This is a genomic window from Roseibium sp., assembly GCF_965216085.1.
In the GTDB taxonomy this organism is placed as follows: domain Bacteria; phylum Pseudomonadota; class Alphaproteobacteria; order Rhizobiales; family Stappiaceae; genus Roseibium.
This window is the reverse complement of record NZ_OZ244138.1, coordinates 2,332,741-2,349,348: the sequence shown is the minus strand read 5'-3', so window position 1 is coordinate 2,349,348 and position 16,608 is coordinate 2,332,741. Positions and strand designations below refer to the sequence as shown.

Below are 16,608 nucleotides of genomic sequence, written 5' to 3'. Positions count from 1 at the left end.
CCGGATCAATGTCGCTGATGTTAGGGACAAACAATATGATTTGCAATAATATCTGATATTTTTATTTTTTACTTATATTTCTGGAATTTGCCCTATAGAATCGAATATGGTAAATGCAGGACGATTTTCATTTAATCGGCAAAAAAATGATACAGCAGACACCCGCGACAATCGGATCCAGCACCTATCAGAAGATCAAACACGACATTATCTTCGGCGAACTCGAGCCCGGTTCGAAACTGAAACTCGAAGCCCTCAAGCAACGCTATTCAACCAGTCCCTCGACTTTGCGTGAAACCTTAAGCCGTCTGGCAAGCGAAGGTTTTGTTGAAGCTCCTGAGCAGCGCGGATTTCGGGTGACACCCGTTTCGAAGGAGGACTTGGTCGAAATCGGAGGGCTTCGTGTTCTCCTGGAATGTCACGCTTTGAAACTGTCCGTCGAAAACGGCGACACAGATTGGGAGGGCAATCTTGTGGCCGCGCATCATAAATTGCATCTGATGGAGCAGAAAATGCTCGCTGGTGATGAGAGCGAAAAGGAAACCTGGAAACGCTATGACTGGGAATTTCACCTTGCCATGATCCAGGCTTGCAACAACGCCAACCTGCTTTCGCTGCATGCAATTATGTATGACAAGTATCTGCGCTACCAGATGCTTGTATTAACCTATCGAGGTGAAATAGCAGCCAAAGAACACAAGGATATGTTTGAAGCAGCCCTTGCAAGAGACACAAAAGCCGCCTGTAAGATGCTCGAAAGTCATATTAACAATGGCGTAGAGCACACGCTCGCAGCGATGGGATAGGAAGTCTTTAGCTTCCAGTGTTGCCTGCAAAAAGCAGCCGATGCTGGGAAAACACATAATCGTCCGCTAGGGATCTCAAACGGACTATCAGATTTCGGATAAGTATTACAACCTATCGGACCAATATTTTCAGAACCCGTTTGCTGCCATAGATAGTTAGGAATGCAGCCTTGAGGTGGTGCAAACTGATACCGCCGGATTGGCCCCTCAGCTTTTCAGCAAAAAGCAGAAGTCGCACCAGATCCCAAAACGACATCTGACAGCCAAAGCGAGCAAGGGCCTGATAAGCCTCTGCGCCCTCTCCATTAAAGTCCACAGCGATATCCCTGCAGTCTTCTTCCAGTGGCACTCCCAGTTCGACACGGAACCCCAAACGGCTGACGATCTGGTCCAAAGCAGAATCGTGAATCCAAGTTCTGGCAAAGCGTTTGTCGTTACCGCTCAGCACCGGCGCGCAATCAGCTTCTTCATGAATGCACAGGTGTTCACGAAACGCCGACAAGTCCGGATTTTGCTCCTCATCAACGATCAAGAGTTGTTTGGATCGATACCCCGGACACAGGCGCGCCACAGCTGTATCGCTGAGATCTTTCACAAAACGATAGGATGTTCAAAAGCCGGTCGCCTCAATGATAACATTCAGTATACCCTTGACGGTCTTGTCTGCGTGCCCGACCTCACAACAATAGGCGTTCAGGTTCCGTGCATGGTGCCGCAAGGCAGTGGATTTACCCATGCCCGGTTTGGAACGGGTGAGCACGGGGTAATTCGAGATTTCCCGGGCAACATCCATGGCTTTTCTGATTTCCCGGCTCGCCAAGATGTCAACAAACCTAAAAGCACCCGTCCCCCCCTTTTTCAATGCTTCGCTCATCAAAACTTCCCTATTGTGCGGATGAAGATATCTCGAACTTCAGCGATCTCACGATGGTGGAGTACGTCTTCTCTCACAGAACGAGGGGCGCGATGCACGGGACGAGTAGCCTGCTGGTGCTCAAGCTCCTGTATAACGGAGAGTGTGCCTCTTGGCACAATTGGAGCCGGTTCAGGAACACGATTTATGGAAACCAAAACAAACTTGGCAGACTGAGGCCAGTTAACTGCGGCCTGAAGTATAGCTTCCAATGCCATTCAATTCTGACAACTGCATCAGATTATTAGAACAGTAAGAGAACGTTTACCCTTGCAGAACACAATGAGAACAGGTAGGGTGTTCTTGATTTGTACCAATTGATCCTCAAGTTCAGGGGAAGCTGATATGCTGACGCGCAAGCAGTATGAACTGCTCATGTTCATCCATGAAAGACTGAAGGAAACTGGTGTGCCGCCGTCTTTCGATGAAATGAAAGACGCGCTCGATCTGAGGTCAAAGTCCGGTATTCACCGGCTCATCACAGCTTTGGAAGAACGCGGTTTTATCCGCCGTCTCCCGAACCGGGCAAGAGCGATGGAAGTTGTCCGCCTGCCCGATTCGATCGCGCCGGGCCTCGGCAGCCCTCGGCCACGCGGCAGTTTTTCTCCGGAAGTTATCGAAGGCTCCCTTGGAAAACCGGCACCCGAGCCGGTCGCAGCGCCTGCCGCGGTTGAAAGTGCAGCAAGGGAAATTCCGGTTATGGGCCGGATTGCTGCCGGTGTTCCAATCGAGGCGATCCAGACACACAGCCATTCCATCAGTGTGCCGCCAGAGCTTCTAGGCAAAGGCGAACATTATGCGCTTGAAGTGCGCGGCGATTCCATGATCGACGCTGGTATCCTGGACGGCGATACGGTTTTGATCCGGCGGACCGACAGTGCTGACAGCGGCGACATTGTCGTGGCGCTGGTTGATGATGAAGAAGCCACTTTAAAGCGGCTGCGCAAAAAAGGCGCATCGATCGCTCTGGAAGCGGCCAATCCGGCCTATGAAACCCGTATTTTCGGACCGGGCCGTGTGCGTGTTCAAGGCCGCCTCGTGGCCCTGTTCCGCCAATATTGAGACGGGTCTTTTTCAGCTTATCAGATTTTGGAATTATGCTCCTCCGCAAGGTCTACGGCTTTGCGGAGGATTTGTTTTTTGGCCTCAAACTGGCGCGGGTTATTGTGCCTGGCCGGTTCCAGGGCCGCGGTAACCGGGGAATGGCATACGTCACGCGCGTGATGCCGGGTTTGACGGGCGTATGATTGGCCACCTGCTCTGCCGCAGGCTTCCCGAGCCAGCCGTGATCAGCTCTGTCAGGCGGCGCTAACCAAATCGAAACTGCCCCTCTTTTTTCCCGCATAACTCGATCCAAAATCACGCTCGATTGGCAGGTCCCCGGCACGATTTTGTCGGTCACGATAATATCTGCCTTTTGGCAATCTTCGAAAAGAGCCTGCACCGTTTTAGAAACACCGATTTTAAGCGGCGTCTGACCCGAGTAACGCTTGCCTTGAAGCGCATATGCGAGCACCACACATCCGTCCGGATCACATCGGCGCTGCGCTGAACTCATCTTGCGCGACTTAATCGCCCCCAATCCTTCACCCTCCCCCTCCAGCCAGATTTCAGCGGCAAAGGACTTGCGGACATGGGAGAGGCGCAGATCTCCTTGCCTATCGCGAGCAGCGAGTTGCGGCCCTGCCGCCGCGATTTGAATATCGGGCGCGCGCGACAATGTCATAAGTGTTATGGCGGCCCCCAAGGGAAACATACTGAAGCTTCGAATTCGGCCAGGTGCGAGCAAACAGATAAAGAGCGCAGCCATCAACAGACCCGCAGGCGCTGCCCCTAACGTTCCGATCTGGCCCACGTCCGGGGCTAGGTTTTCGGTAAAAGTTGCGACATCAATCAACATACCTAGACCAGCGCTCATCACCTTCAGCGGCACAGCACTGAGGCCAAGGGGCATCAAGACAAGCGCCAGAACCCCCATTGGCATAACAACCAGAGAAAACACCGGCATACCCAGCATATTCCCGACGATCCCAAAAGGCGCGACCCGGGAGAAATGGTAAGCACCGATTATCCCGGTCGCAGTTCCTGCAACCAGAGCAGTGACGAACAGCCCCCCAGCCCATTTAGCGATGCTCAAACCCAACCGGGCCGGAAGCGTCTGAGGTCTAGACGAAAAACCAGCTTCCTTTTGACGGCGCCGCCAAAGGTCGTAAACCGCGATCAAAGCAATCACGGCCGCGAAGGACATTTGAAACCCGGGATAAAACAGCCTTTCTGGTGCCAACAACAAAAGAAACAGCCCAGCCAAAGCAGCCGTCCGCAGGGTCAAACCGCGCCGCCCGGTCAATATGCCCAGAAAAACCAGAGCGATCATCATGAAAGACCGCTGGGTTGCCACCGACGCGCCAGAGAGCAGCAAATAAAAAACCGCAGCACCGAGCGCCAACAGCGCCGCGGCCTTGTGCAACGGCCAGCGCAATGCAAACCCGGGAACGAGCGCCAAGACGCCAAGTGACACAGCATAGGCGCCACCAGCAAAAAGTGCCATGTGCAACCCGGAAATTGCCAGTATGTGCGCCAGTCCGGCAGCCCTGAGGCTTTCTTCGGTTTTTTCGTCGATACCACTCCGATCTCCGACGAGAAGCGCGATCGAAAGCGCCTTTTCCGAACCTTCCGGCAAGACGGCTGAGATCCGCTGCGCAAGATGCTTGCGCAGATGATCAATGTGCCGTTCCGCCTGCCGGATGAGTGTGGGAGGCGGCCCGCTGATTTTTTCCGGTGGGCCATATGAAAACCCGGTCGCGCCTATTTTTTGAAAATATGCCCGGAAGGACAAATCATATCCGCCCGGAACGACCGGCCCCATTGGCGGAAACAACCGCGCGCGAAGCTGCACCCAGTCGCCCGGAGAAACTTCGGTATTCACAGGCACCCGCAACCGGACCCGTTCAACAAACAAACCAGGCTCAATTGTCCGCCCGTTGACCGCAGCCGCTTTTAGAAGAAGCCGCTTGCCGGATTGCCTGTGCTGAAGCTCCAGAACTTCTCCGCGCAGCTCGACTGTCATTGGTTCAAGAAGTCTGGGCGCCTCTATGGCAGCCGTCCGAAAAGTTGCCACACAAAGCCCAGTAAAAGCGGCCAACAAAAGGAGACCGTTTCTGGAGGAACCGGAGCGGCGGCTGCGGACAGCAGCCGCACTACAAATCACGACTAGTAAAACTGCCAAAACCACCCAGCTCGGTTCGTCCGGCAGCAAGCTGTAAATTAGTATCCCGCCTGCAAAGGCAAATCCGGTCCACAGTAGTCCCTGGTTTTGCGACAGGCGCTCCAACTCGTGCGATGCAGGCACCCAACGGGTTTTAGCCTGTTGATTATTGCGGTCGTGTTTTTGGAAATCGCGCGATCTTAAAAAGGCAACCCAGGGCGATCCCCGGTCCTGTGATGCCCTGTTGCCAGAACCAGATCCTATTACATTTGGGTCAGTGGATTTTGCGCCGGCGCCGCGCTCGCCGTAATAGTTGAAGCCGGTGCCATCTTCACGCGCCACCCCTGCTCCCTTCGCCGGACCTGCCAATCATGGCAAAGCCTATTTTGCCTTGGGCGCGCCTGTGTTAAGACCGCGCCACTATTCGTCAGGCGGTTGGACCGCCTCATTCTGACAGAGACTTTCAAAAAGCACCATGGCACAAGATATCGTCACGCGTTTCGCCCCGTCCCCGACCGGGTTTCTTCATATCGGCGGCGCCCGCACTGCGCTGTTCAACTGGCTTTTTGCCAAACATCACGGCGGCAAAATGCTGCTGCGGATTGAGGACACAGACCGGGCCCGTTCAACCCAGGAAGCGGTTGACGCATTGATGGATGGCCTCTCCTGGCTTGGCCTGGATTGGGACGGCGAGCCGATCTCGCAGTTTTCCCGTGTCGAACGCCACAAAGAAGTTGTCGATCAGATGCTGTCAAATGGCACGGCATACCGCTGTTATTCGTCGCCAGAAGAAGTCGACGCCATGCGCGAAAAGGCCCGTGCTGAAGGCCGTCCGCCACGGTACGACGGCACCTGGCGCGAGAAAGACCCGTCTGAGGCACCTGAGGGCGTCGATCGGTGATCCGCCTGAAAGCACCACAAGAAGGCGAAACGGTCGTGGACGATATGGTTCAAGGCCGGGTGGTGATCCCGAACAAGGATCTAGACGATTTTGTCTTGATGCGTTCCGACGGCACACCGACCTACATGCTGGCTGTGGTCGTCGACGACCATGATATGGGCATCTCCCACATCATCCGGGGTGTTGATCACTTGACCAACGCTGCCCGCCAAACGCTGATCTTCAATGCCAATGGCTGGGATGTGCCGAAGATGGCGCATATTCCGCTAATTCATGGTCCGGATGGAGCAAAACTCTCCAAGCGCCATGGTGCAACTGGCGCGGAAGCTTATCGGGCACTCGGATACTTGCCGCAAGCGATGCGCAATTATCTCGCACGGCTGGGCTGGAGCCACGGCGATGAAGAAATCATTTCCCTTGAGGACATGATCCAGTGGTTCGGCATGGACGCGGTCGGTCAGTCCGCCGCCCGATTCGACTTCAAGAAGCTGGAAAACCTCAACGGCCACTATATGCGCGCCACCGATGACAGCGAGCTGCTGGACCATTGGAAGGTCTATCTGGCCCATGTAGACGGCGGTGCGGATGTGCTCGCATGGCTGGCCGAAGCCGGCAATACCCAAACGGCGCTCACCGCCCTGCCCGGCCTCAAAGAACGTGCCAAAACCCTGGTCGAATTGACCGACAGCGCATCTTATTTGTGGCGCCAGCGTCCGCTGGAAAACGACGAAAAGGCCGTCAAAATCCTGACTGACGACGCCCGCGCGGTCTTGGGCGATCTGCACGGCGTTTTGTCTGATGTCGCAGACTGGGAAGCTGAGCCGCTGGAAACCGCGGTCAAGGCCTATGCTGAAGGCAAAGAACTGAAACTTGGCAAGGTTGCCCAGCCTCTGCGCGCCGCGTTGACCGGCCGGGGTACTTCTCCCGGTATCTATGATGTTCTGATCGCCCTTGGCCGGGACGAATCCCTGGCGCGGATTGCCGATCAGGCTCCTTGATAACGGTCAAGGCGAGAGTTTCCATTATTTTTCAAGCTTCGGCACTGCCGCAAACCGCTGCATAAACGTCTTTGACCAAAGCGTTATATGCACCAGCTTGCGGCAGTGCGGCAAATGGGCTAGGCAAGACGCGACCATTCCTCCAGCACTGTCTGGCTAAAGCGTTAGGTCTTGGTTCAAGACCTGCGGCTGGCCGGTGCAATGGGTAACAAACAGGAGGTTTTCTGAATGGCCGACAACAACGCCAAGCTCAACGTCGATGGTGGTGATCACAATTTCGACGTCCTTGACGGATCCATCGGACCGTCGGTTGTGAACATCGCGTCCTTGTACAAGGACACTGGCATGTTCACGTACGACCCGGGCTTCACCTCGACCGCATCTTGCGAATCCAAGATCACCTACATCGATGGCGACGAAGGCACGCTGCTCTACCGCGGCTATCCGATTGAACAGCTCGCCGACCATGGTGACTTCTTAGAATCTTGCTATCTGCTGCTCTACGGCGAATTGCCGACGAATGCGCAGAAAGATGACTTTGTAGATCGTGTGACCTACCACACGATGATCCACGAACAGATGAACCGGTTTTATGCCGGTTTCCGCCGCGACGCCCACCCGATGGCGATCCTGTGCGGCACAGTCGGCGCACTGTCCGCCTTCTATCACGACTCCACGGATATCTCTGATCCGCACCAGCGCATGGTTGCCTCCTTGCGCATGATCGCGAAACTGCCGACCATGGCCGCAATGGCCTACAAGTACCATGTCGGCCAGCCGTTCGTTTATCCGCGCAACGATCTGTCCTATGCAGCCAACTTCCTGCACATGTGCTTTGCGGTTCCGTGCGAGGAGTACAAGGTGAACCCGGTTCTGGCCCGCGCTATGGACCGTATCTTCATCCTGCATGCCGATCACGAACAGAACGCATCGACCTCGACGGTCCGTTTGGCTGGCTCGTCCGGTGCAAACCCGTTTGCTTGTATCGCAGCCGGCATCGCCTGCCTTTGGGGTCCTGCCCACGGCGGCGCCAACGAAGCAGCGCTCAACATGCTGTCTGAAATCGGCTCTGTTGACCGCATTCCGGAGTTTGTTGCACGGGCAAAAGACAAGAACGATCCGTTCCGTCTGATGGGCTTCGGCCACCGGGTCTATAAGAACTACGACCCGCGCGCCAAGATCATGCAGAAGACCTGTCACGAGGTTCTGGGCGAACTCGGCATCAAGGACGATCCGCTGCTCGACATCGCGATGGAACTGGAAAAGATCGCGCTCAACGATCCTTATTTTGTTGAGAAGAAGCTGTACCCGAACATCGACTTCTATTCCGGCATCACGCTGCGTGCGCTCGGTTTCCCGACAACCATGTTCACTGTGCTGTTCGCTCTGGCCCGTACCGTCGGCTGGATCGCTCAGTGGAAAGAAATGGTGGAAGATCCGTCCCAGCGCATCGGCCGTCCGCGCCAGCTCTACACCGGTGCAACAAAACGCGATTATATTCCGATCGATCAGCGCCTCGGCTGATTGAACACAAAGACAAAAAGAAAAGCCCCGGATCCTTGATCCGGGGCTTTTTTGTTTGGCGCAAGGTCAATTCGCCCCATTTGTCTCAAGGGTCTATGTGTCGATTGTTTTTAGCTTTCCAAGATGATCCGAGGTCCGGGGAGAAACGTCTCTTTGATTGTATGGACCCTACAAGCCTACACAGGGAATGTATCAGCACTTCCAGAGGTCTGCTGTTGAGTTCTTACGAGGCGCTCACGAACCTAAGATTGTGAGCCAAAATCTTGACATGGAATTGAAAAAACAAATTTCGTCCCCCGCCCGGCTGTGCTTTCACATTCGATGGTGCCAGCCAGTTTTTGAGTGATTATGTTGTAAACAATATGGAGACCCAAACCGGTCCCTCCACTATCCCGGTTTGTTGTAAAGAACGGTTCGAAAATTTTATCCAGAACGTCCGGCCCCATACCTTTACCGGTGTCCTTGTACTCGATCCGGATACCCTCATCCTGATGCTGCGCGGAGATTTGAATGGTCCCGTTGAGGTTCGACTTGCCCTCAAAACCATGGATGAGGCTGTTCATTATTAAGTTGGTTGCTATCTGAGCCAAAGATCCTGGATAAGTCTCCATTGATAACTCATCAGGAATGTCCAATATCACTTCAATTTTGGTTTTCTTCAGTTTAGGGTTGAGACTGACAAGAATTTCCTCAAGGTATTTTTGTAAATTTATTGTCCGTTTCTCTTCTGATGTTTGATCCACAGCAACCTGCTTAAAGCTTTTAACCAGCATTGCTGCTCTGTTCATGTTGGTTTCCAGAAGCTTGGCTGATTGCTCTGCGGTTGAAAGAAAGGACGTAAGGTGTTCTTCATTGAGTTCACCAGACCGAAACAGGGCACCTATTTCAGCAATTTGGGTCTGGAAATAGGAAACTGCTGTTACGCAGATACCCAACGGGGTGTTTATCTCATGGGCAACACCGCCGACCAAGGAGCCAAGGGAAGCCATTTTTTCGGCTTCAACCAAATCTCGCTGCGCTTTTCGTAACTCGGTAATATCTGTGTAGGTTGATACAAAGCCTTCTTCTACCGGCGTGCCAATAATTTCAATAATCATCCCATCCGGCCGCACTCGTTCGAACTTGTGAGGAGAGAATTCTTTTGCCAGCTTTAGCCGTTGACTTACTTGTTCATCTATATCACCCGGGCCGTACTCCCCACGCTGCGCATTGAAATAAAACAAGTCGCGCATGAGGGTCCCGGGCTGACAGAATTTGCTTGGGAATTGCAGTAGTTCGGCAAATCTGTGATTGCAGGCAACAAGAACCAAGTCTTTATTAAAAAAGGAAATACCATGCTTTGTATTTTCGGTAACAATTCTAAGAACACGGCTTTGCTCAATTTCCTTTTCATCATCCATCAAGAAGCCCTACCCCTCTATAATAAAAGCGACATATTATGAAATACTCTTGCATTCATGGGTATCTACGTTGAATTTCTTTAATCTCGTCAATATTTTCCAGAACAAGGTCCACTAAGTTCGGATCAAAGTGCCTTCCTCTCTCCTCCAACAAGAACTCCACAATCTGGTCGAATGGCCATGCTTTTTTGTAACAACGGTCACGTGACAACGCATCAAGCACGTCGGTAATTGCGGTTATCCGACCAGCAAGCGAGATCTCCTCGCCAGATTTTCCATTCGGATAGCCAGTACCATTCCATTTTTCATGATGTTCAAGAGCTACCCTAGCTCCAAGGTTCAAGATTTCTCTATCCGAGTCCCCCAACAACTGGGCACCAAGAGCTGAATGGCTCTGCATGACCTTCCATTCTTCGGCAGTGAGTTTGTCAGGTTTATTTAAAATAGAATCTGGAATGCCGATCTTGCCCAGGTCATGCATCGGAGAAGCATGCTTCAATAATTCCGCATCTCCCGCGGACATACCGGCTTTCAAGGCAAGGAACTTGGAAAACTCCGCGACTCTTTGCACATGGTTTCCGGTTTCTTTGGACCGCGTCTCAACTGCTTCGCCGAGGCGATAAACGAGTTCCCTCTGCGTCTCCTCAATTTCAACTCTCAGATTCAAATTGTCGAACGCTATAAGGGCGTTTTGACAAATTAAATTCATCATCTTTCTTTCCGAAGGATGATTATATTTCACTCCTGAAATTATTAGTAGGTTCCGGTGTCCATCTTTAGTGGTCAAGTAGGATATAAATAGATCATTCACTTCTAAACTACCAACATCATCATCGATACAAGTTAATTGCTTAATCACATGCCCGGGTAAGAAATCATCGAGATCATTACCTTGTTTCTTGGCAAACTCACCAGTACCTGCAATGAAAGTTATGCCAGCCCGGTTTTCATGGGAAACCAGTCCATTCAGCCCACAGATTAATGCGCTCTGGTCCGCATAAAGGAGAGAGCTGATTTGTTCGATGACCCCTTCTGCGAAGGTCGAAATCGACCCGAGCTTAAATATATCCTGAGATGCAGAGATAACGTGCTCAAGCCCTCGCTTGTTGCGCTCCAAGGCCATAATGTCTCGATATGAACGTAGGCAAGAGAATATCAATGTATGAAGTTTTTGAGCTGTCAGCTCCGTTTTCTCTTTGTAATCGTTGATGTCATAGTCAGATATGATCCGACTTTCCGGAGCCTGACCAGGCTGCCCTGTTCGCAGGACTATTCGAACCTGATAGTTTTTAATTTCCTCCCTAATATATTTGGCAAATTCCAGGCCCGCGTGCTCACTCTCCATCACCACATCAAGCAACAACACTGATACGTCCGGATGCTTTTGAAACAGTTCTTTAGCTTCAACTCCCGAATAGGCGTGAACAAATTCCAAACCATCACCATGAAACGAGAAATTGGATAGAGCCAACTCGGTAACCTGATGCACCTGCTCATCGTCATCGACGATGGCAATCTTCCATTTCTTCTTGGAGTTCGTTGCTGTGGAAACTGATCTATCGGGCTTGCCTTTAAACAAGGGAGACTTTGTAGCCTTGGCAAATAGTGGCTTGTTTTCAGTATCTTTGAGCGCTGAACTTTTTGGAGAATTTTCCAATCCCGATTTCTCCATCACTTAGCTGTCATGCCTTGAGACAACGCAGGTGCTTCGAAATGCAAGCAGCGTGTTCTTTCCAAGGTAAATCTTAGCGTTTCATCAGTTAAAATTAAATTATACCCACACTCATATCCAGTTTCCTTACATCATTATGCAATATTACCAAAAAAATACCATCTAATTACCTCGAAATATCAACATTGTCAGAAGTACTATTACTACCCTACTCACCTATCTTGAGCATAATCATTTGTTTTCTGGACACCATTTTTGGTCCATTAGCGTTGAATACAAAAATTGAACGAATACCGTAGCGACTGAGCGGACGAAGAGATCAAATGAAAAGCCCCGGATCCTTGATCCGGGGTTTTTTGTTATGAAAACAAACTGCTGATTTGAAGTCCAACACCCATGTGACTGATTGTTCAAGCTGTTGATTGCCTAAGTCCAAAAACCACTCAACCCCTTGAAAATATACAATACTTCCGACACTCTACCGGCACCGTTAACGATATATTAAGCAAATTAACAAAAGCCCCAAATTCCTTTGTAGTGTGTGGCAAAGAACATTTTGGGTCCAAATGAACCGATCACTCGACACCCTTATCCAAAGAGATTGCAATAACTTTGGGGTCGTGCGGCTTTTTGCTGCGACGGCTGTAATAGTTTCTCATGCATTCATCTTGTCACGGCGAAGCGAACTTGCAGATCCGCTCGCGTCACTCACCAGCTTTTCCCTCGGCGGTCACGCTGTAAATGCGTTTTTTGTGTTGTCGGGTTTTCTGATTGCAGCGAGTTGGAACCGGCAGCCTAACCTCATCCATTTTCTCTGCGGCCGGTTTCTGCGCATATTCCCCGCGCTGTTTGTTGTGACGATAACCACCATTGCCATCGCGGCCTTTGCACAAATCAGCTGAGTCTTCAGGCGTTTCTAACGTCCTGGGAAACCATTTCGCTCTTCCTCAGAGTGGTGGTCGCGCTTGATGGCGGCGGAACCCTTCCGGGTATTTTTATTGAGAATCCGGATGAACGATATGTTTTGGCAACGGTCTGGACCATTCGTTACGAGGTCATTTGTTATCTAACGATCCCACTTGTTTCAGCGCTCGGCATCTATTTTGGCGACCGCAAGAAAATCGTCGCGGTCATTCTCGCACTATCCGCCAGCGTTTTGATCATTAGGTCGAGCCAAAACGCCGGATTGCTGGTCGATCACTTCGCGCGCTTCTTCTTTGCATTTTATCTTGGTGTCGCAAGCTGGATATTCAGGAAACACCTTTCGGTTTCGTTCCTACGCGCTGTCCTGGTGATTGTCGGGTCTGTTATTCTGCTTGGAACACCCCTTTCGCCCGTTACAGAAATCCTTGCCGTTGCCTGTCTAACTTTCTGGATAGGGTCCGTTGATTTTGGATGGTTCGGCAGGCTCACAAATCGGGAAGACCTGTCCTACGGGATCTATCTTATGGGATTTCCAATTCAACAAATGTGGCTGGTTTTATGGTCAGGCCCTTATCCGATTCTGATGAACGTCATCCTGACACTGCTGACCGTCAGTCCCCTGGCTTTCTTGTCATGGCGCCTTATCGAACGCCCTGCTCTGAACCATCGCTCATCTTTGCAGAGACTGCTGCTGTCCTTGCAACGGAAATCAGTTAGCGATGCGGCCTCCGGGATCAATTTCAACAGGTCACCACATTAATGTACCTGCTCACTGAGTGACCTGCTCCGGTTGCCGTACTCGGCGCATACTGCTGCAATTGCCCTACCCCTTTGCTGGCCAAGAAAGAGCCAATACCTTCACGTTCCGGCTTGGAGCTCTCCTCACCTCCCCGCCACGCCTCCGGCTGCAGCCTTCGCTGGATGTGGCTTTCGGAAGGGCGGGGTTACACCGCGATCGGCCTACGGCACGCCTTAGTGAACACAAATACAAAAAGCCCCGGATCCTTGATCCGGGGCTTCCTAATATCGATCGCGGTTTGTCTGAGTGTTCGCCGTGTGCGCCGGCCCTGCAGACTTTCAGTAAATCTGGCTAAGCCTACGACCGGAAAACGGTGAACTGGCCCATCATGCCGCGATCTTCATGTTCCAGAATATGGCAATGGTACATATAGGGATATTTTTCCGTTGCTTCGTGATTGAACTGAACGACAAATTCTGACCAATCGTCGTCGTCGAGAACAATGGTATCTTTCCAGCCTTGTTGATCCGGTGTCACCGCTGCTCCTTCCATCTGCTCAATTAGGAAAGAACACCCGTGGACATGAAACGGATGAGCGCCCTGGTTGGACCGGACCCGCCATCGCTCCCATACGCCCAACTTAACCCGCTCGTTGATGACATTCATGTCCATCACAGCATCATTGATGGTCATATCCATATGAGCGTGCCCGCCATGCCCTTGGTGATCGCCGCCATTGTCCATATCGAGTACAAAGTCCCGCCGGTTCTTTACTTGGTGCTCTAGGGGGCGGGCAATTGTAGCCATTTTCTCCGGCAATGGAGCCGTATGTGCAGGAAGGTTTTGGTCTACATTCAAAGTCAGGGATGCCACCGGTGTACGCGTATCGGAGCCACGCAAAAGGGCCTGCAGGTTGCTGACAACACCCTCTTCATCCGCGTCGATTTCATCTTCAAACAAGGTCAGCAATTCGGCCGGCGCACCGCTGGACAGGTCAACAATGATTTCGCAGCGCTCGCCCGGCGACATTTCCATGGTTTTTAGGGGAACCGGAGCCTCCAGAAGACCGCCGTCTGTCGCAATCTTGTAAAACGTCCGATTGTCTGCAAAGGCAACGATATAAAAACGGGCGTTGGCCCCATTCAAAAGCCGAAGCCGCACTTTACCGGCGGGCACTTCTGCAACGACCGGCGCAACAGCTCCGTTGATAAGAACGGTGTCCCCGAACCAGCCGTCCTCATCTGCATTTTCCGGCTCATACACGAACTGGCCGTTGCTATCAAAGGTCCGGTCTTGAAGGATAACCGGCAAGTCATCAATGCCGTACCGGTTCGGCAAATCCACCGAATCGACCTCGTCGTCATCAATGATGATCATTCCTGCCAGCCCGTTATAAACCTGTTCCCCGGTCTTCCCGTGGGTATGCGAATGATACCAGCAGGTCGCGGCCGGCTGCACAATTGAAAGTCTAGGCTGCCACACTCCGCCGGGCGCGATCTCCAGTTGGGGACCGCCATCAACATCGCCTGGGACATGCAGCCCGTGGCCGTGAATAGAGACCCCTTCCGATAACGTGTTGTGATACCTCAGATTAAGTTCACTGTTCCTGCGGGTGCGAATGGTTGGGCCTAGATAATTCTGATTGATCCCCAAAGTGTGCGTTTTAACTCCAGGCATAAACTGCTGCGTTCCCCGTCTGATCTGCAGATCGATTGGCTCGCTATCTGTCCCATCAGCAAGCGCCGGGATCGGCAACTTAGGCCGCATGGTTTTCGACCATACCGGCCGGACTTGACTGGCAACAAAAAGAGACGCGCCGCCAGCAAGAAAGTGCCGACGAGATAGGAGATTCGACATTTAGATCCTCACACCGAATAGGATTGTCGCAGCCCGGATCATTTGCTTGATCACACGATGGCGGGCTCGATAAGGTGCTGTCTGGCCATCCACGATAAGAAAATCCATCGGACAAATGCCGGATTTCCAGTTAAGAGCATCCGGCAAACGGTCAATTTTTGCCTGAAAACAAAAGTTGATATGCTGATTTCTAGTCAAAACAGGGAATCCAACATGGCCGACCCCTCGGGGCTTTTCCGCTACCGAAAAGCGATATTCATCGTTTTTGTGTTGATTGTTTTCGCCACCAGCGTTGTCGAGATTTTCACCGAATTCAGCAATGGAGAAACCTTGGCTACTATGGCCGACGATCTCTCGGGGCTAATCATTAGTGCGGTGGTTCTGCTCGGTTTTGCCTACGAACACCGTGTTCAGCAAAAAGCTCTTAAAGATCTCAGCGGCCAACTGAGCAGCGCGCGCGGCCAGCTTGCCAAACTCGACTCCAGTTCTCCTGAACTTGCCGGACAATACCGTGCGGTCATGCAAAAACAGTTTGATGCCTGGAGCCTGACAGCCAGCGAGCAGGATGTTGTTATCGGCATGCTGAAAGGACTGTCATTTCGCGAGATAGCTGAACTCCGGCAAACACGGGAAAAAACCGTCCGCCAGCAGGCAACGGCAGTCTATCGCAAGGCCGGCGTCGGCAGCCGGAACGAACTGACGGCTTGGTTCTTTGAGGACATGCTTGATCCGCCGTCTACTGGGATCAACTGATCGCTGATTGAAACGCTCGGACCGTCAGGAAACTGATATTGAGGTCACTAGAAAACGACTATTGAGAGCTTGAGAAAAACCCGCCCTCACCCGATAAGTTCAGATTGACCGGTTTTCGTCATAAAGCTCGTCAAACCGGCGCAATATGGTTTCATAACCGGCCAGCGTGCGGCGAAGACCGAAGTGGATTGGGATAGGTGGACTGAGATCCGGCCGCGGCATAAACGTTACGTCCTTGATACGCGCACCGAGATGCCGAAATTGCCATTTGGCTGTTTTCAAACTGACAACCACATGCACATCTGTGCGGCGTTTGGCCAACATTTCAAATACCTGGTCAAAGGACTGAACCCACTCAATGTCGACGATCGGGGCAATTTTCTGTTTGGACCATCCATTTCCAAAAACATCGACGACCCGAAACTTTTTCAAATCTTTCAGGGAAGAAATGCTCTCTATTTCAGCCCGTTTCGGGTGGTCTTTCGCAAAGACGAGACCTAGCGTGATCGTTTCCAACGGTGTTTCGTTGAAACCAATATACTCAAGCCGCTCCAAAGACGGATACGCGGACAAACCATCTGCCCGTCCAATACGGATAATCTGCTGCGCGCGCCGCCAGGGATTGGTTCTATGGATGGCAATGTATTCGTCACTTCGTGCCAGGATCGTATTGATCTTTTTCGGCAAAATTCCCGCAGCCGTTCCATTCTCATCATATTCGAAGGGAGGAAAATCCTCATTGTGCATGATGATCAAAGGTTGAGCCGCTTTGGCGCCCGCACCTGACAAATCACAGCAAGCTCCCGCAGCAACAGCACCAAGACCTTTTATGATGTCTCTACGTTTTATCGACATCATGTCTCTCACCATAACCATCTCGCTTGCGAATGCCCCCCCGGTTCAACCACCGGTCAGC

13 protein-coding genes and 2 pseudogenes are annotated in these 16,608 nt (G+C 51.9%); 7 read left to right on the top strand and 8 right to left on the bottom strand.

All coding sequences use genetic code 11. From position 1 onward, the window contains the following. The first annotated feature begins 146 nt into the window (after positions 1–146). Complete coding sequence (locus tag ACOOFE_RS10870) at positions 147–806, top strand: GntR family transcriptional regulator (protein WP_420414926.1); 660 nt, start codon at positions 147–149, stop codon at positions 804–806. 112 nt (positions 807–918) lie between these two features. Here ACOOFE_RS10870 and ACOOFE_RS10865 read toward each other — a convergent pair whose 3' ends face one another. After that, the gene (locus ACOOFE_RS10865) at positions 919–1,401 is read right to left on the bottom strand and encodes a hypothetical protein (protein ID WP_420414925.1); all 483 of its coding nucleotides are present in this window, start codon (positions 1,399–1,401) and stop codon (positions 919–921) included. A gap of 15 nt (positions 1,402–1,416) precedes the next feature. Beyond that, a complete protein-coding gene (locus tag ACOOFE_RS10860) occupies positions 1,417–1,680 on the bottom strand; it encodes a hypothetical protein (RefSeq protein WP_420414924.1) in 264 nt (87 codons plus the stop codon). Between the two features lie 384 nt (positions 1,681–2,064). Here ACOOFE_RS10860 and lexA point away from each other — a divergent pair, with 384 nt between their 5' ends. Then, complete coding sequence (gene lexA, locus ACOOFE_RS10855; protein WP_420414923.1) at positions 2,065–2,781, top strand: transcriptional repressor LexA; 717 nt, start codon at positions 2,065–2,067, stop codon at positions 2,779–2,781. 52 nt (positions 2,782–2,833) lie between these two features. Here lexA and ACOOFE_RS10850 read toward each other — a convergent pair whose 3' ends face one another. After that, entirely contained in the window at positions 2,834–5,266 is a 2,433-nt protein-coding gene (locus ACOOFE_RS10850; RefSeq protein ID WP_420414922.1) for a ComEC/Rec2 family competence protein, read from the bottom strand. A 133-nt stretch (positions 5,267–5,399) separates the two neighbouring features. On the opposite strand from ACOOFE_RS10850, the pseudogene gltX reads away from it, so the two are divergent. Further along, a pseudogene (gene gltX / locus ACOOFE_RS10845) lies at positions 5,400–6,823 on the top strand (glutamate--tRNA ligase). Between the two features lie 228 nt (positions 6,824–7,051). Then, positions 7,052–8,347 carry a citrate synthase gene (gene gltA, locus ACOOFE_RS10840; RefSeq protein WP_141186454.1) on the top strand — a complete coding sequence of 432 codons (1,296 nt, stop codon included), beginning with the start codon at positions 7,052–7,054 and terminating at the stop codon, positions 8,345–8,347. A 242-nt stretch (positions 8,348–8,589) separates the two neighbouring features. Here the strand turns inward: gltA and ACOOFE_RS10835 are convergent, their stop codons facing one another. Beyond that, entirely contained in the window at positions 8,590–9,747 is a 1,158-nt protein-coding gene (locus ACOOFE_RS10835) for a PAS-domain containing protein (RefSeq protein ID WP_420414921.1), read from the bottom strand. A 55-nt stretch (positions 9,748–9,802) separates the two neighbouring features. After that, the gene (locus ACOOFE_RS10830; RefSeq protein WP_420415566.1) at positions 9,803–11,419 is read right to left on the bottom strand and encodes a DUF3369 domain-containing protein; all 1,617 of its coding nucleotides are present in this window, start codon (positions 11,417–11,419) and stop codon (positions 9,803–9,805) included. Positions 11,420–11,985: 566 nt separating this feature from the next. Here ACOOFE_RS10830 and ACOOFE_RS10825 point away from each other — a divergent pair. Together ACOOFE_RS10825 and ACOOFE_RS10820 are read left to right on the top strand one after the other, a co-directional pair. After that, positions 11,986–12,321: an acyltransferase family protein gene (locus ACOOFE_RS10825; RefSeq protein WP_420414920.1), complete on the top strand. Its 336-nt coding sequence runs from the start codon at positions 11,986–11,988 to the stop codon at positions 12,319–12,321. A 50-nt stretch (positions 12,322–12,371) separates the two neighbouring features. Further along, positions 12,372–13,103: an acyltransferase family protein gene (locus ACOOFE_RS10820; protein ID WP_420414919.1), complete on the top strand. Its 732-nt coding sequence runs from the start codon at positions 12,372–12,374 to the stop codon at positions 13,101–13,103. 336 nt (positions 13,104–13,439) lie between these two features. Here the strand turns inward: ACOOFE_RS10820 and ACOOFE_RS10815 are convergent, their stop codons facing one another. Then, the gene (locus tag ACOOFE_RS10815) at positions 13,440–14,459 is read right to left on the bottom strand and encodes a multicopper oxidase family protein (protein WP_420415565.1); all 1,020 of its coding nucleotides are present in this window, start codon (positions 14,457–14,459) and stop codon (positions 13,440–13,442) included. Positions 14,460–14,498: 39 nt separating this feature from the next. Continuing rightward, positions 14,499–14,759, bottom strand: a pseudogene (locus ACOOFE_RS10810) (multicopper oxidase domain-containing protein); the annotation flags it as partial. 393 nt (positions 14,760–15,152) lie between these two features. Between ACOOFE_RS10810 and ACOOFE_RS10805 the strand changes: the two are divergent. Further along, positions 15,153–15,692 carry a helix-turn-helix transcriptional regulator gene (locus ACOOFE_RS10805; protein WP_420414918.1) on the top strand — a complete coding sequence of 180 codons (540 nt, stop codon included), beginning with the start codon at positions 15,153–15,155 and terminating at the stop codon, positions 15,690–15,692. A 99-nt stretch (positions 15,693–15,791) separates the two neighbouring features. Here ACOOFE_RS10805 and ACOOFE_RS10800 read toward each other — a convergent pair whose 3' ends face one another. Further along, entirely contained in the window at positions 15,792–16,550 is a 759-nt protein-coding gene (locus ACOOFE_RS10800; protein ID WP_420414917.1) for a substrate-binding periplasmic protein, read from the bottom strand. Positions 16,551–16,608 lie beyond the last annotated feature (58 nt).

Bases quoted from the DNA above. Each gene is read 5' to 3' on its own strand.
- ACOOFE_RS10870 (WP_420414926.1), top strand. From the start codon at position 147: ATGATACAGCAGACACCCGCGACAATCGGATCCAGCACCTATCAGAAG.
- ACOOFE_RS10860 (WP_420414924.1), bottom strand. From the start codon at position 1,680: ATGAGCGAAGCATTGAAAAAGGGGGGGACGGGTGCTTTTAGGTTTGTT.
- lexA (WP_420414923.1), top strand. From the start codon at position 2,065: ATGCTGACGCGCAAGCAGTATGAACTGCTCATGTTCATCCATGAAAGA.
- gltA (WP_141186454.1), top strand. From the start codon at position 7,052: ATGGCCGACAACAACGCCAAGCTCAACGTCGATGGTGGTGATCACAAT.
- ACOOFE_RS10835 (WP_420414921.1), bottom strand. From the start codon at position 9,747: ATGGATGATGAAAAGGAAATTGAGCAAAGCCGTGTTCTTAGAATTGTT.
- ACOOFE_RS10830 (WP_420415566.1), bottom strand. From the start codon at position 11,419: ATGGAGAAATCGGGATTGGAAAATTCTCCAAAAAGTTCAGCGCTCAAA.
- ACOOFE_RS10825 (WP_420414920.1), top strand. From the start codon at position 11,986: ATGAACCGATCACTCGACACCCTTATCCAAAGAGATTGCAATAACTTT.
- ACOOFE_RS10815 (WP_420415565.1), bottom strand. From the start codon at position 14,459: ATGATCATCATTGATGACGACGAGGTCGATTCGGTGGATTTGCCGAAC.
- ACOOFE_RS10805 (WP_420414918.1), top strand. From the start codon at position 15,153: ATGGCCGACCCCTCGGGGCTTTTCCGCTACCGAAAAGCGATATTCATC.
- ACOOFE_RS10800 (WP_420414917.1), bottom strand. From the start codon at position 16,550: ATGATGTCGATAAAACGTAGAGACATCATAAAAGGTCTTGGTGCTGTT.